The organism is Acetobacter sp. DsW_54 (assembly GCF_002153575.1).
In the GTDB taxonomy this organism is placed as follows: domain Bacteria; phylum Pseudomonadota; class Alphaproteobacteria; order Acetobacterales; family Acetobacteraceae; genus Acetobacter; species Acetobacter fabarum.
Window position 1 is genome coordinate 33915 of record NZ_JOPD01000005.1, and the last position, 19713, is coordinate 53627.

Here is a 19713-nt window from a genome sequence, read left to right on the forward strand (position 1 = left end):
TTATTCACTAAAAAATGAGTTATAATAGATAGTCAATGGCCGGGAAGGATAGGTCCATTGTCAAAACAGGCCAATGGGTATGGCTGTTTACATACCGTGCCGGGTTGCCTGCGACAGCGGTAAACGGGCTGACCGGTTTGACAACCACAGCCCCCGCTCCAATTTTTGCCCCTTCCCCAATTTCTATTGCCCCCAGAATTTGCGTGCCCGGCCCAACCAGCACGCCACGGCGGAGCGTAGGGTGCCGCCTGCCAGCCTGTTTGCCCGTCCCGCCCAGTGTTATGTCCGACATAAGAACAACATCGTTTTCCACCAATGCAGTTTCACCAATGACAAGGCCGTATCCGGGGGCCAGTACAAGCCGGTGCCCCAGAACAGCGGCGGGGTGAATATCTATGCCCATGACTTCAGAAACACGGCTTTGCAGGTGTAACGCGGAAAGGCGTTGCCCGTTCCGCCACAAAACATGGGCTATCCGGTACGCCTGCACGGCCTGAAAACCCTTGAGGTGCAAAAACGGCGCAACATATCCTTCACGCGCTGGGTCCATGGTGGCGTAGGCGTGCAGGTCCTGTGCTGCGGCTACCATAATGGTGGGTGATTGCTGCAAAATCTGGCAGAACAGGGGGTGCAGGCTTGCAAAAGGTATAATGGGTTCGGCAAGTTTTTCGGCCAAAAGCCGCGCCAGAAGGGACTGGGGCGTGCTGTGCTCCGCCCATAAAGGAGCCGGAGCGGCTTGCAGTTCATGGCGCAGTTTGCGCCATACCGTGTGGGCAAACGTGTCGGTTTGTCCGTCGGTTCTGGCGTGCTGTGCAAAGAGCATCGTATCAACCATGATGCCTGCCTTTTTCCGAAAACAGGGTCGGAAACTGTATTGGGCCAGACATCCCGGTTCCTACGTATTTGTGGCGGGAGCCAGCCTGGGCATGGGGCGGGGCAAGCCCCTGTTAGTCAGGGCTGCGTTGGGTGGCCCGACATCGGGCGGTCAGGGGAATGTGCTGATGAACAAGCATGAAAAAACCTGCTTACGCCTTGCCTGTGGTTGTTGTGCTCCAAAACTGTATAGGCAATTTAGCGCCATGAAATAGGGAGTCAATATAAATACGCAAGATCGTGAGTTATTTTGAGGGCGGAAATGTACGCAATAAATTAGTTTATTTGGCGGGGTGCACATAGGCCATGTGTGGCGGGGGGTTGAAAGCGCTTGCGCTCTGGTTTAATTCCATCTGGACGGAATTAAACCAGCTAAGGGTATTGCAAAGGTATGGCCCGCCCCAGAACCATAGACCGCGAAAAAGTGCTGGCCTGTGCCGAGCACCTTGTGCAGCGCAATGGCGCAACCGCCCTTACGCTGGATGCCGTGGCGCGCGAGGCGGGGATTACCAAAGGCGGCCTGCAATACTGCTTTGGCAGCAAGGATGACCTGATAGCAGCGCTGATCGAACGCTGGATTCTGGTGTTTGATACCCATGTAGCGCGTTGCCGTAGTGCTGCCGCAGGCCCGGCCAGCCTTGCCCGCGCCTATGTGCAGGCCTGTGCCCGCATAGATGATGCCGCACGTGCGCGCATGGTGGGTATGTTGGTGACGCTGCTCCAGTCCCCCCGGCATCTGGCCCCGATCAAGGCGTGGTATGCGCGCTGGCTGGGTCTGGGGCAGGGGGAAGGCCATACCGTGGAAGCACGGCAGATACGCACAATGATTTTTGCCGCTGAAGGGGCTTTTTTTCTAAGAAGTCTCGGGTTTGTCGATATGCAGGATGCAGAATGGACCAGCGTTTTTGCGGATATTCAAAAACTGGCTTTACCCATGGAAGCCAGTCTCGCATAAGCGCAGGACCTTGCATGACTGAACTTTGTATAGTGTGTTCGGGTCACCACCAATGAATACGATTTCTCACCCCTCGAAAGTGAAGGCGGCCGTGTCTGCTACAGTTCCTCCCACTCCCTCCTGTGTAATTCCCACACCGTTTATGGGCATGGGCAACAGTCTGGCCCACACCGTGGCAGCCGCCTGCGACTGGCTGATAGGGGAGCAGAAAGCCGATGGGCACTGGGTGGGGCCTGTGGCGTCCAATGCCTCCATGGAGGCGGAGTGGTGCCTGGCCCTGTGGTACCTTGGGCTGGAAGACCACCCCCTGCGCCCCCGCCTTGGCAAAGCCCTGCTGCACATGCAGCGCGAGGATGGGTCTTGGGGCACATACTGGGGTGCTGGTAATGGCGACATTAACGCAACGGTGGAAGCCTACGCGGCCCTGCGCTCGCTCGGTTACGCAGCCGATACACCAGAACTGAGCAAGGCATGTGCATGGATCATGCGCATGGGGGGCTTGCGCAACGTACGTGTGTTTACCCGCTACTGGCTGGCGCTGATTGGTGAATGGCCGTGGGAGCAGACCCCCAACCTCCCGCCCGAGGTTATCTGGTTCCCGAACAAATTTGTTTTTTCCATCTATAACTTTGCGCAATGGGCGCGGGCAACGTTGGTGCCGCTGGCCATTCTTTCCGCCCGCAGGCCAAGCCGCCCCCTGCGCCCGCAGGACCGGCTGGATGCGCTCTTCCCCCAGGGGCGTGAGAACTTTGATTACGTTCTGCCCAAAAAGGAAGGGGTGGATCTGTGGTCAAGCTTTTTCCGCACCACAGACAAGGGGCTGCACTGGCTCCAGAGCAGGTTCCTCAAACGGAATACGGTGCGTGAGGCGGCTATCCGCCATATGCTGGAATGGATTATCCGCCATCAGGATGCCGATGGCGGATGGGGTGGGATTCAACCCCCATGGGTTTACGGTCTGATGGCCCTGCATGGGGAGGACTACCAGTTCCATCACCCGGTCATGGCCAAGGCTCTGGCTGCACTGGATGACCCGGGCTGGCGGCGTGATCAGGGCGATGCCTCATGGGTGCAGGCCACCAACAGCCCGGTATGGGACACAATGCTGGCCCTTATGGCCTTGCATGATGCCAATGCCGAGGAACGCTACACCCCGCAGATGGACAAGGCGCTGGACTGGCTGCTCGCGCGGCAGGTGCGTGTTAAAGGGGACTGGTCGATCAAGCTGCCGGATGTGGAACCGGGCGGCTGGGCGTTCGAATACGCCAATGACCGTTACCCCGATACGGACGATACAGCCGTAGCCCTGATTGCCCTTTCCTCCTGCCGTAATCGGGAGGAATGGAAGGAAAAAGGTGTTGAAGACGCCATAACCCGCGGTGTGAACTGGCTGATTGCCATGCAGAGCAGTTGCGGCGGCTGGGGTGCGTTTGACAAGGATAATAACCGCAGCCTGCTTTCCAAAATCCCGTTCTGTGACTTTGGTGAGGCCCTTGATCCACCTTCGGTCGATGTGACCGCCCATGTGCTGGAAGCCTTTGGCCTGCTGGGTGTGCCCCGCCAGACCCCCGCCCTCCAGCGCGGGCTTGCGTATATTCGTGCCGAGCAGGAAGCATCGGGCGCATGGTTCGGGCGTTGGGGTGTGAACTACCTGTACGGCACCGGCGCCGTACTGCCCGCCCTTGCCGCCATTGGCGAGGACATGACCCAGCCCTACATTACCCGCGCGTGTGACTGGCTGATTGCCCACCAACAGGAAGATGGCGGCTGGGGTGAAAGTTGTGCATCCTATATGGATGTTTCCTCCATCGGGTGGGGCACAACCACGCCATCGCAAACTGCGTGGGCACTTATGGGGCTGATTGCCGCCAACCGTGAGCAGGACCACCCTGCCATTGCGCGCGGCTGCCGCTACCTGATCGACCGGCAGGAAACCGATGGTAGCTGGACGGAAGAAGAGTTTACCGGCACTGGCTTCCCCGGTTACGGGGTGGGGCAGACCATTAAGCTTGATGACCCGGCAGTGGCCAAACGCCTGCAGCAGGGGGCTGAACTCTCCCGTGCGTTCATGCTGCGGTATGACCTGTATCGCCAGTTCTTCCCGCTTATGGCGCTTAGCCGTGCGGCACGGATTATGCCCGTGGGCCAGTAATGGCGGCTATGGCCTGCCCCGCCTGCCAGTAAAGGGCAGGGCAGGCCACCAACCGTGTGGTTCAGGATGACCGCCCTTTTGGGGCGGTTTTTTGTTGCGAATCAAAACGCGGACTAATATGGTCCGCGTATGGCACTTTATGGCGCAAGCACTGAATACGTTCTGCACAGCCTGCTCTGGCTGGTGGAACACACCGAGCCGGTGAGCAGTCTGGACCTGGCGGACATGCAGGGGATTCCCGCAGCTTTTATGGCCAAGCTCATGCCCCGGCTGGAAAAAGCCGGGCTGCTCATTGCAGCGGAAGGGCTGCGTGGGGGCTACCAGCTTGCACGCCCCGCCGCACAGATTAGCGTGCTGGATGTGGTGGATGCGGCAGAAGGGCGCAAAGCGCTTTTTACCTGTCAGGAAATCCGTGGGCGTTGTGCCCTGTTTGGTAACTGCCCGCCAGAATGGGCCGAGCGGGGCGTATGCAGTATTCATGCCGCCATGTTGCAGGCCGAGCAGGCCATGCGTGCCCAACTGGCCCAGACCACACTGGCCGATCTGGCGCAGACCGTGCGCAATAAAGCCCCCACGGCTTTTATGGGGGAGGCAGAACACTGGTTTGGGGAGCGGGCCCGCACCCGCAGAACCAGCAGGGTGCGGCAGAAAAAACGCGCGGCATCCGCCTGATAGCCCAAGCAGATTTTGTAAAAAAGGTTCGATTATGCGTCCATTGATGGCCCTTTGCGGCATGGTGCTTTGTGTCGTAGCCGGAGGAGCACACGCCGCTCCCGCTACCGGCGTGACCCCTTTGCTGACCCACGACCTGCCCGGCCTTGCAGGCAAGGAGGGGGCCATGGTGCTGGTGGATTACCCACCCGGTGGGGCAGACCCTGTGCACCGGCATAATGCCTCTGTTTTTGTGTATGTGCTTCAGGGCTGTGTGATTATGCAGGTCAAAGGGCAGGCTGCTGTAACACTGCATGAGGGACAAAGCTTTTTTGAAGGCCCGGCAGATGTGCATCTTGTGGGGCGTAATGCCAGTAATACCGAACCTGCGCGGTTTATTGCCTTTTTCGTCAAGAACAAGGCTGCTCCCTTTGTTGCTCCCGCCCCTTGAACAGACGGATAAACAGGCATGAAGATTCTTATAGCCGGAGCCAGTGGTGCGCTGGGCCGTCCCCTGATCACGCAGTTGCGCCATGCAGGGCATACAGTATGGGGCATGGCACAAAGCCCGCGTGGGGTGGAGGTGGTTGGCGCGCTTGGTACGGGGGTAGTGCAGGGGAATGCGCTGGACCGCTCAGCAGTTTTTGCCATTATGGAGCAGGTGCGCCCCGACTGTGTGGTGGACCAGCTAACATCGCTCCCGGCCAGTCCGTTTGACCTGCCCCAAAGGCTGCCTGCTGACCGGGTTTTGCGCCTGCAAGGGGGCGGCAACCTGTTTGATGCGGCACAGGCCTGTGGCGTAAAGCGATATATCCAGCAGTCCTGCGGCTTTTATCTTGATGGAGCCGGTAAGCTGGCGGACGATACGGCTGCACTCAAAACCACAGCCCCCGGCCATGTGGGGGAGAGTGCACGCATGTATGCTGCGTTGGAAAACCGGGTTATCAACACAACAGATATGCAGGGAATAGCCCTGAGATACGGCTTTTTTTATGGCCCCCATACATGGTACGACCCCGAAGGGGCCTTTACCACCCATATGCGCCGGGGCGAGGTAGCCATAATTGGGGCAGGGCGGAGCGTGTTCTCCTTTATTCATGTAGAGGATGCCGCAGCAGCAACCGTATCTGCCCTGACTGCGCCAAAGGGTATTTACAATGTGGTGGATGACCAGCCAGTACGGGTGCAGGCATGGCTACCAGCCTATGCCCGGTGGGTTGGTGCTCCCCCGCCGGGGCATATGGATGAGCAGACCGCCATGCAGCAACTGGGGCCGGAAAGTGTATATTATCAGAACCAGCTTGATGGCGCGAGCAACCACAAGGCGCGGCGTGTTCTGGGCCTTAACCCGCGCCCGCAGCCATGGGGCGTAGTGTAGGCGCTGGTAAAAATACGGCCTTGTAAATCAGTTTTCGGTGCTGCTTGCGGTATTTATGGCCTGCGCGGCAACGTAGCCTGCGCTCACACTGAGCATGCACAGCCCGACAGACAGACCGATATTGAGAAGTGCCCGCCCGGGTGCTCCGTTTTTAAGCAGGTCAAGCGTTTGCAGGCTGAAGGAGGAAAACGTGGTGTACCCCCCGCATAGCCCGACCATAAACACCAGCCTTCCGGTTTCGGATACGGGCAGGCGGCCGCCTGCTGCGGTCAGGGTGCCAAAAAAGGCAATGGCAAACGAGCCGGATACATTAATGGCAATTGTCCCCCATGGCAGAAGCTGGCTCCACCGTAAGGTTGCCAGCCCCACCCAGTAGCGCAGCAATGTGCCAGCAGCCCCGGCCAGACCGATAAGAAGAGAGGGTAAAATGTTGGTCAACATGGAAAACTCTGTGCCTGTGGTTCTGTGTTTATCAATGGTGGGTCAGTATTGGCCATGTGGCATGGGCCAGCAGGTCCACGGTGGGGCCGCCAAATAGCCATTCAATAAAATGCGGTCGGCCGTATGCTCCCATAACCAGCAGGTCTGCCCCCGCCTGCGTGGCGCGTGCGCGGAGCTGCTCGCCCACGCTTTGTTCTGTCAGAACAAAGCGCTCCAGCGTGACCGCCACGCCAAGCGTGCGCAGTGTGGCCAGCAATGTGGGGTCTGCAACCGCGTTGGGGTGGTGTTCCCCTAACAGAATGCTCACGCGCTCAGCCGTGCGGAGCAGGGGCATGGCGGCGGCGGTGGCGCGGTGCAGGTTGGGGGTGTCCTGCCAGGCTATAACGGGGTGTTGGCCAAAACCCGGCTGTGGTGTGGGTGGGGCAATAAGCACCGTTGCCTGTGCATCGTACAGGGCAGCGGCAAAGCTCTGCCGGGTTGTTGGTGTAGTGGCCGCGCTGGCCGGGCCAAGAACAACAAAATCGGCTTTGCTGGCGGCAAGGCTCAGGGTTGTGCGCGGCGGACCTGCCTGTTCCACCCATTGGGCGTGGGGGCTGCCCTGCGCTGTACTGCGCCAGTGTTCAAAAATCTGGCGGATGGCGTGGGCACGGGTGGCAACCGTTTGCGCAAAGCGGGCCTGTTGTGCGGGGTCTGGCAGCCCTTCATCCGGGCTTTGAAAATCAGGGTCCGTGGCAGGCATGGGGTGGAAGGCGCAAATATCCGCCCCTCCCAGCCGGGCAGCCAGTTGGCCTGCGGTGTGCAGGGTCAGGGCTGCGGTCTGGGCATCGTCCAGAACAGCGATCAGGCGCATTGCAAGGGGTTCCTGCCTGTGCGGTTGGTGGGGGTGGGGCAAAGCCCGGTCTGATTGTGTATGCTGGGCATGGTTTTGGACGCACTCCTCCCTCACGCATGGTTTTGCGGGGTAGGAATCATCAGCCAGTAAGGCGGTTCGATTTTGGCGGGCCAAAATCCGGCAGAGTCCATTGCCGTGCCTGAGTATGAATAAAACACGCCTACCAAGTCAATCCTGCCTGTGTTGGCGCGGCGTGCGCGGGGGAGTCTCTGGCGGATTTGCAGGGGGTGAGGAAGGATTTTAAAAACATATCCCGATATATCTTTACTCGCGATATATCGGAATGTATATCGGAGTCATGAAACACAAAAACAGACACGCAGGCGGTCGCCACCGCCACCAGTTTTTTGCCCCCGAAGGTCGGTCCGATCTGGCAGGGCATGGCCACCACCACGGGCGGGGCGGCGGCGGACGGCGGGGTGGCCGCCACAGGCTGTTCGATTACGGGGAGATGCGTCTGCTCGTACTGAGCCTGATCGGGGAAAACCCGACCTATGGGTATGAACTGATCAAAACCATAGAAGACAAGTTTGCAGGCAGCTACACGCCCAGCCCCGGTGTGATTTACCCCACACTCACATGGTTGGAAGAAGCCGGGCATATCCGCCCCGCAGAGCAGAGCGGGCGCAAGACGTACCACATCACGCCCGAAGGGGAGGCGTATCTGGCGGCCAATAGTGCGGACCTGCACGCCATTCTTACCCGTGCTGCCAGCATCGATGCGCCAGAACATGGCGGGCGGCGGAATGCACCGGTACCCGTGCTGCGCGCGATGGAAAACCTGAAAACCGCCCTTCGCCTGAAGCTGCGCAACGGCGGGCTAAGTGCGCAGGAAGCGGAACAGATTGCCGCCCTGCTGGACGAGGCTGCCCGCGCAATCAGCCAGACATAAGCGCCATTCGAGCATCCTCCACGCTCATTCAGGGACCAGACAGAGATGCACAACACAGCTAAAGAACAGGCATGGCCACCTGCACCAGCAAGTGAGTCCGTGCGCCACCCGCTGCGCAGGCGTAGCCTGAGCGTGGTGGCTGTGGAGCGCCTGACCCCCCATATGATCCGTATAACCCTGAGCGGGCCGGATATGGCGGATTTTGTCAGTGCTTCCCCCGATGACCATATTAAAATCTTCCTGCCCGGAGCCGATGGTGTGGAAGTGCGCAGGGATTACACACCACGCCGCTATAACCGGCAGAGCGCAACGCTGGTGCTGGACTTTGTGGACCATCACGCAGGCCCGGCCGCGGCATGGGCGCGCACGGCCAGCGTGGGTGCACAGCTGGATATTGGTGGGCCAAAAGGTTCGCGCGTTATTGCAGGCCCGGTCGCGCAATGGCTCCTTGTGGGGGATGAAACAGCTTTGCCAGCCATTGGCCGCAGGGTGGAGGAACTGCCCGCCCATGCAGCGGTAACAACCGTTGTTGCCGTGCCCGGGCCGGAAGATGAGCAGAGTTTTGCAACCTCTGCCAGCCATGGCGCGTACTGGGTACATCGGCCCATGGCGCAGGCGGATCAGGCACAGGCCCTTGTGGCGGCACTGGACAAGGTCTGTATTGAACCGGGCACTTTTGTCTGGGTTGGGGCAGAAGCGCATGTTGCCCGGGCCGTGCGGCAGTACCTGCTGGAAGAACGCGGCGTACCCGCCCAGTGGATAAAAGCAGCGGGATACTGGATTATGGGGCAGGGGGATGCCTCGGTCCGGGATGTCGCGGAGTTTTAAGGATCAGGCCACCCCGCCACCTGTATGGAAAGGAACAGACAGACCATGCCCCACTACATTGCCATGAACCGTTTTGTGGTCCCGCCTGAAAACGAGGAGGCCTTCCGCCAGCGCTGGCTGGAGCGCGAGGTGCTGTTGCAGAGTGTGCCCGGTTTTATCAGCTTCCAGTTTCTGCAAGGCCCGGAAAAGGAAGGCGGCAGGCTTTATGCCTCCCATACCGTATGGGCGTCATACGATGCGTTTGTAGGCTGGACCCAGTCCGAGCAGTTCCGTCAGGCCCATGCGGGGGCCGGGCAGGGGCGTGCCCTGACCGCAGGCCCGCCAGTGTTTGAAGGCTTTACGGTGTTACAGAACGTACCGGCCTGAGCGGGAACCAACCCCTGTTCCTGCGTGTGCGGGGGTTAGTTTGAATGCAGGTTGTCGGGGAGCTTGTTCCCCATTTTTTCCCACGCGTAATCGGCATTCCAGACTTCCAGCAGGTCATCCAGATGGGTGGCGCACAAAAGGGCCAGTTTGGGTTCAAACGCGCGCCCGGCTTCTTGTTGCAGAATTTTCCTGACCGCTTCGGGTGTCCAGGAGTGCTTGTAATTGCGCTTGGACAGGCAGGCATCAATGGTATCCGCCACGGATATAACCTGCACCCATAGCGGAATATGTGCCCCCTTAAGCCCCAGCGGGTAGCCTGTGCCATCCCACCGTTCATGGTGGAGCAGGGCGGCATCCATGACTTCACGCGGGAATTCGTGCTCGTACCATTGCAGCACGCCAAGCCCCAGCAGCGGGTGCTTGCGAATAACGCCTTTTTCTTCCGGGGTCAGTGGGCGCGGTGCGTGCAGGATGTCCCGCCCGGTCAGCACCTTGCCTGTGTCGTGCAGTTCCCCGGCAAGCTGGATAATATCCTGATCCAGCCCCAGTCCCGCCAGTTCGTTGATCCGCGTAGCCAGCAACCCAACGCGACGACCATGCCCGTTCTGGATATTGCTCACACCCTGAATGAACTCCTTGTGGGGGAGTGATGGAGGGGGAAGCGTTCCGGCATCCCACATGGGGGCAATGGTACAGTCAGGCATACATAGTTTACTCGTGGAGATTGAATGCGATTTATTCAGTTTTCGTTGGGTGATTTTATAAGCAATAAAATACGCAGTAAACTCAGAAAAAAAATTATTACCAAGAAAACATGGCGCTTCTGCACTGCAATTGTTGCAATGCCAGAAGGGAAACACAGCCCAGCGTACAGGAAAAACGCGGGGAAAGGCATATAAAATTGTTTTTATTCAATGCACTGTGCATAAATCCGCCATGCGCGGGATGCAGCTTCCCGCCTCCGTTCCTTTTGTGTGTAGCAAGGAACGCGAGCAGCAATGCTGATATATTCGTAATATAATCAGGCGTTTTTAAGAGGCGTGGTGCGTTGTTACAATGCGGTTGCGGCCATTGTTCTTGGCTTTGTAAAGCGCCTCATCCGCCTGATGGATCAGCAGGCGGGCATTGGTTTCGCCCTCAAACGTGGTGACCCCGCCAGAGAGAGTGACATGCACCTGATCATTGGAGGAGAGCGTAAGCGCCTGTTCAGCCAACGCATGACGGATACGCTCCGCACAGGCCAGACCATCCGCCAGTGGGGCCTCGGTCAGGACAATCAGGAACTCCTCGCCCCCGTAGCGGAAGATAAAGTCGTTGGCGCGGACGTTGGCAGCAATAATCTCGGCCACAAAGCACAGCACTTCATCGCCCACCAGATGGCCAAAGCGGTCATTGATTTTTTTGAAGTGGTCAATGTCCAGAATAACCAGACTGAATGGTTTTTCGTGCGTCAGGGCAAAGGTAATTTCGTTCTGGATCACCACATCAAGGAACCGGCGGTTGAACACCTTGGTCAGCGGGTCGCGCCCGTTTTCCACTTCCTCCAGATGCCGGAACACGCGCCCGATCAGGAACGTGAGTTTGGTAATGGCCTTGTGGAGTTCGGTGGGGAAGTCCGACGGAATAACACCGGATTGGCGGATAGCCGTAATCTTGGCATCCAGCTCACGCACCTTGCGCTGGATTTCATTGGCCTCATGCGTACCTTTGAACAGGCTCATGCCCTTATGGGTCAGCCACAGGCCGAACTCGGATTCCGCAATGGTGGGCAGGTCTTCGGGGTGGCCTTTGCACAGGCAGTAGAATGCCTGCGTGCTCCAGCCCGAAAAGGTGCTGATCTGTGTTTCTTTTTCGTAGGAAATATTGTGCCCGAGCGAGACAAGGCGGAAGGCCTCGTCACTTTCCACCTTCTTGCGGAAGCTGACGTCATAGGCCTTGATCATGAACTTGAAGGCAAAGTCCATCATGTTGTTCAGGTAGATAATGGCGGCAATAACGTCGTCTTTATCTGATGTGGCGGCTTTTATGCCCTCAATCAGTGCCTGTTTGATAATGTAGATCCCGTACACCACAATATCGGTCGGAATCTCAAGCTGGGCATGAACTGCCCCCACACGGCACTGGAGTTCGCTCAGGTCCTCAACATGGTCGGCATCGGTAAAGAACAGGCTCTGGATCCAGGCCAGAAGCTGGGGCCGCATTTTGACCTCAACCGTTTCCTTTTCCAGAAAAATAGCGGCGCGTTTGTGCTGGAACAGTGCGGAGTAAAAAAGGTTTACGCAGGTCGGCCCGGATTGTGTGACCACAGCGCGCAACAGCTCGCGAACATGCGCCGGTGTCTCGTTCATTGTCTCCTTCATTTGATCGAGGGGGGACAAGGTAATGAATGCGGGAGACATATGTGAACGGAACCCTTTGAAAGCACTATATAAAATATGATTCGGCACGGAGTGTTAATAACGCAGGACAAGAACCAAATCAGTTGACGAACGGCACAGTATAATACCAACCGCGTTTATAATACAAAGCACAGCCTGTGGTATTTATGCATATCACAACCAATGTGCCTGTGTGGCTGTTGTGGTTTGGTGTTTATAACATGGCTCTATGCTTTTTGTGCTGTGTGGTCGGGGGCATGCGGCATGCCGTGCAAGGGGGCGGACTTTATACCCTAACGGCATGGATGCAAGGGGTGCGTGCGTGGCGGGAGCGGGTGGGTGACTACTCATTTTTATTGATAATCATTCGCATAATCACCTATAAGCGGCCCACATAGCCAACCCAAGGAGCACAGGCGCATGCTGGTCCATATTCCCAAAGTTCTGACGGAGGAGGAGGTCGCGCGTTTCCGCCAGATTCTGGAGCAGCAGAACTGGGTGGATGGCAAGGTAACCGCGGGGGACCAGTCCGCCAAAGCCAAATACAACCTCCAGATTCCGCAGGACAGTGAGGCCAGTAAATATCTGGGGGACCTGATTTTGCAGGCACTGGGCCGCAACCCGCTGTTCCACAGTGCGGCCCTGCCACTGCGTGTTTATCCTCCCCTGTTCAATCGTTACGATCAGGGCATGCAGTTTGACATGCATGTGGATAATGCCGTCCGGCCCGTGCCCGGCACGGGGTTCCGCCTGCGTACGGATGTTTCCTCCACTCTGTTTTTAAGTGGACCGGATGAGTATGACGGAGGGGAGCTGGTTATTCAGGACACGTACGGCCAGCAGAGTGTCAAGCTGCCAGCGGGGGATATGGTGGTGTACCCGTCCACCAGCCTGCATGCGGTCAGCCCCATTACGCGGGGGAGCCGCTGGGCATCATTCTTCTGGACCCAGTCCATGGTGCGGGACGACACACAACGTGCGTTACTGTACCAGTTTGACTGCTCGATTATGGAAACACGCAAGGCCCTGCCCGATAACCACCCCGCCGTACTGGGGCTGACCGCAACCTACCACAACCTCATGCGCCAATGGGCGGAGCTGTAACGCATCAGGCACCGCCACAGACGGCGCACCATGGACCGGGCAGCCTTTTGGCCCATGGGGCGTTAACAGGGGGTATGGAGCGGCCCAATGGCTGGATGCCGCCATGAGGGAGGTTTTATGGCAAGACGTACAGCTCAGGCAGTATTGCTTATGGGGGTCGCTTTTGCAGGCATGGCCCTGCCAGATGCGCGCGCGCTGGCTCAGCCCCAGCATGTGGTGCTGGGGCCGGCCAATACACAGGCCCACCTGTACGCCAAAACAGCCGTGACCAGTATTGAAGGAAGCTTTGAACAGCTCAAAGGCAACCTGACCTACAACCCCGAGGACCAGAGCTGCCATGTGGAGCTGAGCATGGCTGTGCAGTCTCTCAAGGTCGGGTCGTCCGTGCTGCGGGGGATCATGCTTTCAGGCATCATGCTGGATGGGGACGACCACCCGAGCATGACGTTTGTCGGGGATTGCAAACCCACAATCCGTCAGGGCAAGCCGCACACCCAGCTTGTGGGCCAGCTGAGCATGCGGGGGCAGACCCACCCGCTCACCTTTGATGTGGCCATGCATTTTACAGGCAATACCCTAACCCAGATCCAGAGTGATGCCACGTTTGACCAACGCCAGTGGGGGGTTAGTACGCTCCTGCATACAGTGGACCCCATGGTGCGCACGCAAACGCTTATAAACCTTGGCCCAAGCCCGGCCTGCCCGCCTGCCACACCCCGCTAAGTGCGGGCCTGAGCAGCAGCCTACAGGTTTGCCTGTTCGTCCATGCCTGTGCGGTGGTGGGGAGGGATTTGCGGGCGGATGCGGAGGTAGGCATCCTCCTCCGTTTCGTCCGGTTCTATGCCCAGCCAGTGGGGTTTGCGCTTAATAACCCAGTCCAGCATATGGGCGCAAACCTTGCGGCACAGGGCAAAGTCCTCTGCCAGCAGGGCAATGCCCAAGGGGAGCATCCATAACCCCAGCACGGGCAGGAAGGAAAACAGCCCCCCTACAACCAGCAATGAGCCAGCGGGCAGGCGCAGCCACTTCTGCCTCGGTTCGCGTAGCCAGAACAGCCAGCCCCGTGTTTTGTCCGGTAGCCGGACAAGCAGCAGCGCCATGCGGCGTTGGCGCAGGAGTTCGGTGGGGTGGGCCGCCCCGGTTGGGGTCCGTGCATCGGTCATGGTACAGATATGGGGTGTGAGCGGGGTGTTTGCAAAGGCACCTCGCCCCCCATATGCGCGGTGGTGTGGTGCCTACCTGGCAGGCTGCAAGGTCTGGAGGGACGTGCCAGCGGCAATGACCTGCATGGCCAGTGCCGGAGTGGGTGGGGCCAGAGTGCGTAGGGCTTCCAGCCCCTGATGGAACAGCCGGACAACAATGTAGGGGCCATGTGCCGTGCGCCATAGCTCAAAGGCCAGCGTTGTGTTGGGGGCTGTGGGGTCTGGCTGGTCGGCAAAGGACCAGTCCAGCCCGTACAGCGTGGCCAGTGCATCCAGGTTGGTGTCGTGCCCGGCCAGCACGAACAGTTTTGTCTGCCCGGTTACTGCGGGCACACCCTCCACTGGTTTGCCGCCCAGCGCATTTTGCACGGCCGCGGCCATGGGGGCACCTTTGTGTGCGGCCAGTGTGGGCAGGCGGCGGACAAGCCAGCTTTCCTCCGTATGGAGGGGGAACACCTGCCCGATCAGGGTTGCGGGGTCATGCCCCCCAAACGGTTCGGCCTGTGCGGGCATGCCCTGTGTGTATTCCAGCAGCAGGTTTTCGGCCGCTGTGCCACCGGTGGCAATGCCGCCTTTCAGGTGGGGTTTGCCCTTTTTCCATGCCAGCGTGGCTTTGTTGGCGCTCAGGCAGTGGGGGGTATCGGTTGTGCAGGCGGTGGGTGCCAGAACGGCCTGCAACGTGCTCATGCTGGCTTCCACCGTGGGGGGCAGGGTGTGCGCGCGCTGGTCAAACTCCCGCGTGATGGCGCTTTGTTCCTGTGTGCTGAGTGGTGCTGGTGAGCCTGCAAAAATGGGGTCTTCCTGCCCATCGGGCAGGCCGCTGGCGCGCAAGCCGCAGGCCGGTGCAAGCTGGTCGGCCCAGATGCTCCCGCTCTCGCGCGTGCGGTGGTCCTTGGCATCGGCCCATATGGCAATGCTGGCAGGTGTGGGGCAGTTGCCCTGCTGGAGCAGGCCCGCCTGCGTGTAGTGCTGGCGCACCAGCTCCACCATCTGGGCCAGTGCCTGCTTGCCGTGCGCGGTCAGCTCACCGGGGGCTACGGGCCATTGTGCCCATGCGTGGCCGGTCTGGGCCTGCAGGGTCTGGGGTGGTTTGGTGGGGCTGCGTATGCCGTGGCGGGCAAGCAGCACCACCCGTTCCAGCACAGCTCCGTGCTGTGTGGAGGGAAGGGGGGCAGAGGGCGCTGCAAGAGCGGGCGTTGCCACAAACAGCGCGCAGAAAAGGGCAAGGTGTCTCATGGTACGGTCATCGCAAGGTTAAGGAATACGCTGCGCCCGGGGTTGCGCCAGTAAAGGGGGGCATCACCATAGCTCTGGTTCCCCGCAAAGTTGGTGATGGCGCGGTTGTTGAACAGAGTGCCAATTTTAAGGTTGGGCGTAATCTCGCGGAACACGCTGCCAGCATTGCGGATGCGCCAGCCCGGCGCAAGGTCGGCTGTTACGTTGCTGCCAATTTTGTGCTGGTTGGCAAACTGTGTATTGCCTGCGGCGTTGGTCACGCTGTTCAAGCCCCAGTATTTACCAATAATGGGAAAATAGGTCCCTTTTTCGCTCTCATAGAGCAATTCAAAAGAAGCCAGCATATTGGGGCTGGAACGTGATGATGTCGTCCATGCTAACTAGCGGAATAATGTTATTGTTGATGACGTTGCTTTGAATGCGCGACGTGGGTTCCGTAATATTCACCGGCACAACCGTGGGGGGCAGGCGTATGGCCTGGCCCAGAACGGTCATGTGTTCGTCTGTATTCTTTTCTTTTGTTGCGCTGGCATGCCATATGGCTCTGGCATGCAGGAAGGTACTTTTGTGGCGTATATCCTGCTCAAGCCATTACTGGAATGCCTGCTGCTCGCTTGCGCAAAGGGGGGGGGCTTTGTCCAGTCTGGCTGTCCCTTGCGCCGCAGCCTCGTCAGGGCTGGTGCTTGCGAGAGTGGACAAGACGCGGGCGCTGCTCCACCTCAACGGTCATTTCCCTCTCTGATTGCGCATATTCTCTGGAAAGAAAAACAAGTGCGCGGGCAAGCTGTTTTTCTACAATATTTTCAGAAACACTCAATTGCGCGGCACATTCCTTTTGTGTCAGGCCACGTGCGCGGCGCAGAACAAAAATATCCCGGCAGCGGGCGGGAAGTTTTGCAATGGCTTTTTCAAGGAAGCGCATTTCCTGCCGGGCAGATACCACCTGCTCGGCGGAGGGGGCCGTATCTGCCAGCGTATCTGCCTGTATAAGAGCAAGGCTGGTAACCGGCACAACCCGTGCGCGCCTGTAATGCTGCATAACAAGGTTACGGCAGACCGAAACAAAATAGGCGCGCGGGTTGGTAATGGATGACCACTGCGCCTGCGCCATAACAACATAGGCTTCATGAATAATGTCATCGGCTTCAATATTGGCGTAGCGGCGTAACCCGGCGCGGATATGGCCTTCATGCGGGAGAATATGGGTGGCCAGCCAGATGCTGCACTCGTCTGTCGTGTGTAACAATCGAACCCTCTGCCCCGCCGGTGTGGTTGATTGGCAGGCATGTAGCAAGCGCATACCCTGTGCAGTGTGACACTTGCATGACAAGGGGCGCCCGATAGGGTGGTGTGCCTGCACGGTGGATGCGCGGCATTCACACCAACTGTACACATTATCCACAGGCTTATGCACCGGAGCATCCGCAGAATCTGTGGACGAATCTAACGCAAAGGGCTTTTTTTGCGCGTCAATAGGGCGCAGGGGGGCTGGGGAGAGCAGGGCCGCAGCCATGCCTGTCTGGGGTGCTGTGCCTGTTTTTACAACATGGCAGTGTTGCGTAATGGTTGGTCAGTTCAGGACTTGCACGGCCAGTAAAGCAAAGTTTTCAAAAATAATAAATTTTTTAATGCTCTTTCTTTTGTATTCAACACCTTGAGAAACGTATTTTGCTAACCAGATATTGAGTTTGAATCCTTAATACTTTGGTGTTCAACATTTTCGGTCAGGATTGTTTTTATGCGTTTTAAGGCATCTCTTGCGGCAGTGGCCGCTCTTATGGTCAGTGCTTCGGCAGCGCATGCCGGGGCCATTCACACGGATTGGGAAAAGTTCAAGGCCGGGCGCGCCCTGCACCACCTGTCTGTGGATGGGCAGAAAGCCTTGCAGGATGTGCTGGTCGCGCGTGACCTGCTGGCACAGGGCAAAACGGATGCCGCCATCCCCCCGATTTACGATGCGCAAAAGCGCTTTGTTGCGGCACAAAAGGATAACCGGCGGTTTTATGCGGCGGAAGACCAGTTGCAGCCTGCCCCCCAGCACCCTGTTTCTGCCACCCATAAGCCTACAACTGGCGCTGTGACGTGGATTCCCGTTGGTGGTGAGTTCATTCTGACCGAAACTCTGGCCCCCGATAAAAAAGCCGCCGCTCAGCAGGCCAACAAAGCCCTCAAGGCCGGGCAGAACGCACAGGCCCAGCAGAACCTGCAGGTAGTGGGCGAAGATGCCGACTTTATTATCGCGCTTGCCCCGCTGGAACAGACCAAAAGCACCCTGTACCGCGCCCGGGTGCTGACCGAGGGCCGGCAGGCCGCACAGGCAAAGGAGGCACTGGACCAGCTGCTGGATAGCATTGTGTTTGTCTCGGACGATTTTGTGGACCAGTCCGCAAATGCCCAGTCCCCGGCACAAGCCCCAACGCAGGCTCCGGCCAAGGCGGCAGCTCAGGGGAGCGCTGCTGTAACCCCAGCCCCGGCTACGGCCCCCGCGCCGGCGGCTGCTCCCAGTGTTACGGCCCCGGCTGCGGCAACCCCGGCTGCCCCCAAGGCCGATTCTGCTACGGGAAGTGCTCACTAAAAACACTGATAAACCAAAGGCTTGTAAGAATAACGCGAGGGGTGGCGAAAAAAATTTCGCCCCCCCTTGTTTTTTCGCTTGCTCTTTAATGAGAATCGTTCTTATTATCATCTTGTCGCGGTGATGAAGGCGTTTCTGCTGGTGGGGCAAGGGGCATCACCGCGACAATCTGTGGTTGTCGTGACTACCGTAAAAAACTATCCCCCCTAAACTTCCGGGCTGTTTTGCATCCCCGGTCAGTCCGGAAGGTTCTTTCTTCTCCTCCTACCCCTTGCCCTACCAGCACCCAACCCGCTCATTGAGCGGGTTTTTTAGTGTTCGGGCACGGCCCTGTAGGGCACAACTCCACGTGCATTGCTGCCCGTATCCAGCACCCTGCCAGAAACAGGGAGCGAGCGGTGGCTGCATAGTTCCCGCCCACAGGCCCGGCATCCGGGGCCAATAGGTACAACCAATGTGTGGTCCGCCAGATCAAGCCCGGCGGCGTAAACGGTTTTTGCCGCATCTGCTATGGTGCAGCCCAGCACAATGGCAATCTGGCGGGGGCGGTCGGCGTAGCTCAGTCCTTCCCGCCCAACGGTGCGTGCAACATTCAGGTAAATGGAATCATCGGTGGTCTGCGAAAGCTGGACCTGAATCTGCCCCGGTGTTGCAAAGGCGCGGAACACGTTCCACAACGGGCAGGGTCCACCAAAACGGGCCTGAGAAAAACGGTTGGCCGAAAAACTTTTAAGAATATTGCCAGCAATATCCAGTTTGAGAAAATAGAACGGAATCCCTTCCGCACCAAAGCGCTGCATGGTGCTCAGGCGGTGGCAGACCTGCTCAAAACTGACGCCAAAGTGGCGGCGCAGGTCGTCCACATCATACCGCATGCTCTGGGCCTTATGCAGGAAGCGCGTATAGGGCAGGATGAGTGCTCCGGCAAAATAATTGCCCAGATACACCCGTGCGAGTTCCTGCGCATTGCGCTCCTTTGGGCCTTCGCGGCGCAAAATATCTGTCATCAGGCGGGTGTGTTCCAACTGGCCTATAATCTGGGCCAGAAAAAACAGTGTGCTTTCCGGCGGCTGGTTATGGGGGAGCTGCACCTGGCGTTTATGCCGGTCAATCCGCCAGACCAGCCCGCGTTCCTGCATATCCGTATTATGGGTTATACCCAGCCCGTGCTGGTTGCGCAGGTGTTGGGCAAGGGCTACGTCCAGCGATGTATCCGTGCTGATAAGACGTTCGTAAAATGCCTCGGCTGCACAATCAAGTTCATGAAAATAGTTGTTGTGGTCCTGCACCCAGTTGCCAACGGCCTCGTAAGGTTCAAGCGGGGGTGTGCTGGCCAAGGGGGCGTGTGCGTGCCGCTCCTGCTCAAACGTGTATGCACGGTAGAGGGTTAAAAATGCCTCGCACAGTTCGGGGGTCTGGCGGGCGGCTTCCGCCATTTTGGTAAGTGGTAGTGGTGAGTTTTTAAAAATCGGGTCGGCCATGGTTTCGCGCAGTGCCTGCACGGCATGGGCTTCGCGCGTGTCGGCAAACCATGCGGGGCTCAGGGCAAAGCGTTCGCACAGGTTTTGCAAAAGGTGGTCGGGCAGGGGGCGGTGGTTGCGCTCAAGCTGGTTAAGGTAGCTGAGCGAGACGCCAACACGTTCCGCCAGCACGGCCTGTGTCATGCCCTCGCGCTGGCGGAGCTGGCGCAGCCGGTTGCCAGCAAACAGCTTGGTTTTGGTTCTGGGCATGCTCACCAACCTTCACAGACTTTGCAACGGGCGCGAATTCCTTCGCTTCTTTTTACTCTT

General features: G+C 58.5%; 21 protein-coding genes, 1 pseudogene and 1 riboswitch. Of the genes and pseudogenes, 11 read left to right on the forward strand and 11 right to left on the reverse strand.

Annotation, left to right across the window (positions count from 1 at the left end; all coding sequences use genetic code 11):
- Window positions 1-19: 19 nt before the first annotated feature.
- The gene (epsC, locus tag HK20_RS03765; RefSeq protein WP_086645758.1) at window positions 20-835 is read right to left on the reverse strand and encodes a serine O-acetyltransferase EpsC; all 816 of its coding nucleotides are present in this window, start codon (window positions 833-835) and stop codon (window positions 20-22) included.
- Between the two features lie 429 nt (window positions 836-1264).
- Here epsC and HK20_RS03770 point away from each other — a divergent pair, with 429 nt between their 5' ends.
- The 5 genes from HK20_RS03770 to HK20_RS03790 all read left to right on the forward strand — a co-directional run bounded on the left by HK20_RS03770 (window position 1265) and on the right by HK20_RS03790 (window position 6009).
- Window positions 1265-1828 carry a TetR/AcrR family transcriptional regulator gene (locus HK20_RS03770; protein ID WP_086645759.1) on the forward strand — a complete coding sequence of 188 codons (564 nt, stop codon included), beginning with the start codon at window positions 1265-1267 and terminating at the stop codon, window positions 1826-1828.
- A 142-nt stretch (window positions 1829-1970) separates the two neighbouring features.
- Window positions 1971-3980: a squalene--hopene cyclase gene (shc, locus tag HK20_RS03775; RefSeq protein ID WP_369823014.1), complete on the forward strand. Its 2010-nt coding sequence runs from the start codon at window positions 1971-1973 to the stop codon at window positions 3978-3980.
- A 129-nt stretch (window positions 3981-4109) separates the two neighbouring features.
- Window positions 4110-4652, forward strand: coding sequence for an Rrf2 family transcriptional regulator (locus HK20_RS03780; RefSeq protein ID WP_086645761.1), 543 nt, complete (start codon window positions 4110-4112; stop codon window positions 4650-4652).
- Window positions 4653-4686: 34 nt separating this feature from the next.
- Window positions 4687-5082 (forward strand): cupin domain-containing protein, encoded by a 396-nt coding sequence (locus HK20_RS03785; protein WP_233129068.1) that lies wholly within the window; start codon window positions 4687-4689, stop codon window positions 5080-5082.
- Window positions 5083-5100: 18 nt separating this feature from the next.
- Window positions 5101-6009 carry an NAD(P)-dependent oxidoreductase gene (locus HK20_RS03790; protein WP_086645763.1) on the forward strand — a complete coding sequence of 303 codons (909 nt, stop codon included), beginning with the start codon at window positions 5101-5103 and terminating at the stop codon, window positions 6007-6009.
- A 27-nt stretch (window positions 6010-6036) separates the two neighbouring features.
- Here the strand turns inward: HK20_RS03790 and HK20_RS03795 are convergent, their stop codons facing one another.
- Window positions 6037-6450 carry a CrcB family protein gene (locus HK20_RS03795; protein WP_086645764.1) on the reverse strand — a complete coding sequence of 138 codons (414 nt, stop codon included), beginning with the start codon at window positions 6448-6450 and terminating at the stop codon, window positions 6037-6039.
- A 31-nt stretch (window positions 6451-6481) separates the two neighbouring features.
- Complete coding sequence (locus tag HK20_RS03800; protein WP_086645765.1) at window positions 6482-7300, reverse strand: universal stress protein; 819 nt, start codon at window positions 7298-7300, stop codon at window positions 6482-6484.
- A gap of 105 nt (window positions 7301-7405) precedes the next feature.
- A riboswitch (Fluoride riboswitch) is annotated at window positions 7406-7486 on the reverse strand.
- A gap of 154 nt (window positions 7487-7640) precedes the next feature.
- Between HK20_RS03800 and HK20_RS03805 the strand changes: the two genes are divergently transcribed.
- The 3 genes from HK20_RS03805 to HK20_RS03815 are packed head-to-tail and all read left to right on the forward strand — an operon-like array spanning window position 7641 to window position 9428.
- On the forward strand, window positions 7641-8234 hold the full coding sequence (locus HK20_RS03805; protein WP_086645766.1) for a PadR family transcriptional regulator: 594 nt from the start codon (window positions 7641-7643) through the stop codon (window positions 8232-8234).
- 45 nt (window positions 8235-8279) lie between these two features.
- A complete protein-coding gene (locus HK20_RS03810) occupies window positions 8280-9062 on the forward strand; it encodes a siderophore-interacting protein (protein ID WP_086645767.1) in 783 nt (260 codons plus the stop codon).
- 45 nt (window positions 9063-9107) lie between these two features.
- The gene (locus tag HK20_RS03815; protein WP_086645825.1) at window positions 9108-9428 is read left to right on the forward strand and encodes an antibiotic biosynthesis monooxygenase; all 321 of its coding nucleotides are present in this window, start codon (window positions 9108-9110) and stop codon (window positions 9426-9428) included.
- Between the two features lie 35 nt (window positions 9429-9463).
- Here the strand turns inward: HK20_RS03815 and HK20_RS03820 are convergent, their stop codons facing one another.
- Together HK20_RS03820 and HK20_RS03825 are read right to left on the reverse strand one after the other, a co-directional pair.
- Complete coding sequence (locus HK20_RS03820) at window positions 9464-10132, reverse strand: HD-GYP domain-containing protein (protein WP_086645768.1); 669 nt, start codon at window positions 10130-10132, stop codon at window positions 9464-9466.
- A gap of 327 nt (window positions 10133-10459) precedes the next feature.
- Window positions 10460-11827: a GGDEF domain-containing protein gene (locus HK20_RS03825; RefSeq protein ID WP_086645769.1), complete on the reverse strand. Its 1368-nt coding sequence runs from the start codon at window positions 11825-11827 to the stop codon at window positions 10460-10462.
- Window positions 11828-12226: 399 nt separating this feature from the next.
- On the opposite strand from HK20_RS03825, the gene HK20_RS03835 reads away from it, so the two are divergent.
- Window positions 12227-12910, forward strand: coding sequence for a Fe2+-dependent dioxygenase (locus tag HK20_RS03835; RefSeq protein WP_086645771.1), 684 nt, complete (start codon window positions 12227-12229; stop codon window positions 12908-12910).
- A 117-nt stretch (window positions 12911-13027) separates the two neighbouring features.
- Window positions 13028-13633, forward strand: coding sequence for a YceI family protein (locus tag HK20_RS03840; RefSeq protein WP_233129069.1), 606 nt, complete (start codon window positions 13028-13030; stop codon window positions 13631-13633).
- Window positions 13634-13653: 20 nt separating this feature from the next.
- Here HK20_RS03840 and HK20_RS03845 read toward each other — a convergent pair whose 3' ends face one another.
- The 5 genes from HK20_RS03845 to HK20_RS03860 all read right to left on the reverse strand — a co-directional run bounded on the left by HK20_RS03845 (window position 13654) and on the right by HK20_RS03860 (window position 16594).
- Window positions 13654-14073 (reverse strand): hypothetical protein, encoded by a 420-nt coding sequence (locus tag HK20_RS03845; RefSeq protein ID WP_086645773.1) that lies wholly within the window; start codon window positions 14071-14073, stop codon window positions 13654-13656.
- Between the two features lie 72 nt (window positions 14074-14145).
- On the reverse strand, window positions 14146-15348 hold the full coding sequence (locus HK20_RS03850; RefSeq protein WP_086645774.1) for a histidine-type phosphatase: 1203 nt from the start codon (window positions 15346-15348) through the stop codon (window positions 14146-14148).
- On the reverse strand, window positions 15345-15692 hold the full coding sequence (locus tag HK20_RS03855; protein ID WP_143296445.1) for a hypothetical protein: 348 nt from the start codon (window positions 15690-15692) through the stop codon (window positions 15345-15347). Before HK20_RS03855 ends, HK20_RS03850 begins: the two co-directional genes overlap by 4 nt.
- Window positions 15676-15843 (reverse strand): hypothetical protein, encoded by a 168-nt coding sequence (locus HK20_RS12930; RefSeq protein ID WP_158093028.1) that lies wholly within the window; start codon window positions 15841-15843, stop codon window positions 15676-15678. The genes HK20_RS03855 and HK20_RS12930 overlap by 17 nt, the downstream gene beginning before the upstream one ends.
- A 175-nt stretch (window positions 15844-16018) precedes the next feature.
- On the reverse strand, window positions 16019-16594 hold the full coding sequence (locus HK20_RS03860) for an RNA polymerase sigma factor (protein ID WP_158093029.1): 576 nt from the start codon (window positions 16592-16594) through the stop codon (window positions 16019-16021).
- Window positions 16595-17086: 492 nt separating this feature from the next.
- On the opposite strand from HK20_RS03860, the pseudogene HK20_RS03865 reads away from it, so the two are divergent.
- Window positions 17087-17737: pseudogene (locus HK20_RS03865) on the forward strand (YfdX family protein); the annotation flags it as partial.
- Window positions 17738-18234: 497 nt separating this feature from the next.
- Here HK20_RS03865 and HK20_RS03870 read toward each other — a convergent pair.
- Entirely contained in the window at window positions 18235-19653 is a 1419-nt protein-coding gene (locus HK20_RS03870) for a short-chain fatty acyl-CoA regulator family protein (protein WP_086645778.1), read from the reverse strand.
- Window positions 19654-19713: the final 60 nt, after the last annotated feature.

Coding starts and splice junctions, on each gene's coding strand:
- HK20_RS03790 (WP_086645763.1), top strand. CDS start 5,101: ATGAAGATTCTTATAGCCGGAGCCAGTGGTGCGCTGGGCCGTCCCCTG.
- HK20_RS03770 (WP_086645759.1), top strand. CDS start 1,265: ATGGCCCGCCCCAGAACCATAGACCGCGAAAAAGTGCTGGCCTGTGCC.
- HK20_RS03850 (WP_086645774.1), bottom strand. CDS start 15,348: ATGAGACACCTTGCCCTTTTCTGCGCGCTGTTTGTGGCAACGCCCGCT.
- HK20_RS03785 (WP_233129068.1), top strand. CDS start 4,687: ATGCGTCCATTGATGGCCCTTTGCGGCATGGTGCTTTGTGTCGTAGCC.
- HK20_RS03780 (WP_086645761.1), top strand. CDS start 4,110: ATGGCACTTTATGGCGCAAGCACTGAATACGTTCTGCACAGCCTGCTC.
- HK20_RS03800 (WP_086645765.1), bottom strand. CDS start 7,300: ATGCGCCTGATCGCTGTTCTGGACGATGCCCAGACCGCAGCCCTGACC.
- HK20_RS03820 (WP_086645768.1), bottom strand. CDS start 10,132: ATGCCTGACTGTACCATTGCCCCCATGTGGGATGCCGGAACGCTTCCC.
- HK20_RS03825 (WP_086645769.1), bottom strand. CDS start 11,827: ATGTCTCCCGCATTCATTACCTTGTCCCCCCTCGATCAAATGAAGGAG.
- shc (WP_369823014.1), top strand. CDS start 1,971: ATGGGCATGGGCAACAGTCTGGCCCACACCGTGGCAGCCGCCTGCGAC.
- HK20_RS12930 (WP_158093028.1), bottom strand. CDS start 15,843: ATGACCGTTCTGGGCCAGGCCATACGCCTGCCCCCCACGGTTGTGCCG.
- HK20_RS03840 (WP_233129069.1), top strand. CDS start 13,028: ATGGCAAGACGTACAGCTCAGGCAGTATTGCTTATGGGGGTCGCTTTT.
- epsC (WP_086645758.1), bottom strand. CDS start 835: ATGGTTGATACGATGCTCTTTGCACAGCACGCCAGAACCGACGGACAA.
- HK20_RS03795 (WP_086645764.1), bottom strand. CDS start 6,450: ATGTTGACCAACATTTTACCCTCTCTTCTTATCGGTCTGGCCGGGGCT.
- HK20_RS03870 (WP_086645778.1), bottom strand. CDS start 19,653: ATGCCCAGAACCAAAACCAAGCTGTTTGCTGGCAACCGGCTGCGCCAG.
- HK20_RS03815 (WP_086645825.1), top strand. CDS start 9,108: ATGCCCCACTACATTGCCATGAACCGTTTTGTGGTCCCGCCTGAAAAC.
- HK20_RS03855 (WP_143296445.1), bottom strand. CDS start 15,692: ATGCTGGCTTCTTTTGAATTGCTCTATGAGAGCGAAAAAGGGACCTAT.
- HK20_RS03835 (WP_086645771.1), top strand. CDS start 12,227: ATGCTGGTCCATATTCCCAAAGTTCTGACGGAGGAGGAGGTCGCGCGT.
- HK20_RS03810 (WP_086645767.1), top strand. CDS start 8,280: ATGCACAACACAGCTAAAGAACAGGCATGGCCACCTGCACCAGCAAGT.
- HK20_RS03805 (WP_086645766.1), top strand. CDS start 7,641: ATGAAACACAAAAACAGACACGCAGGCGGTCGCCACCGCCACCAGTTT.
- HK20_RS03845 (WP_086645773.1), bottom strand. CDS start 14,073: ATGACCGATGCACGGACCCCAACCGGGGCGGCCCACCCCACCGAACTC.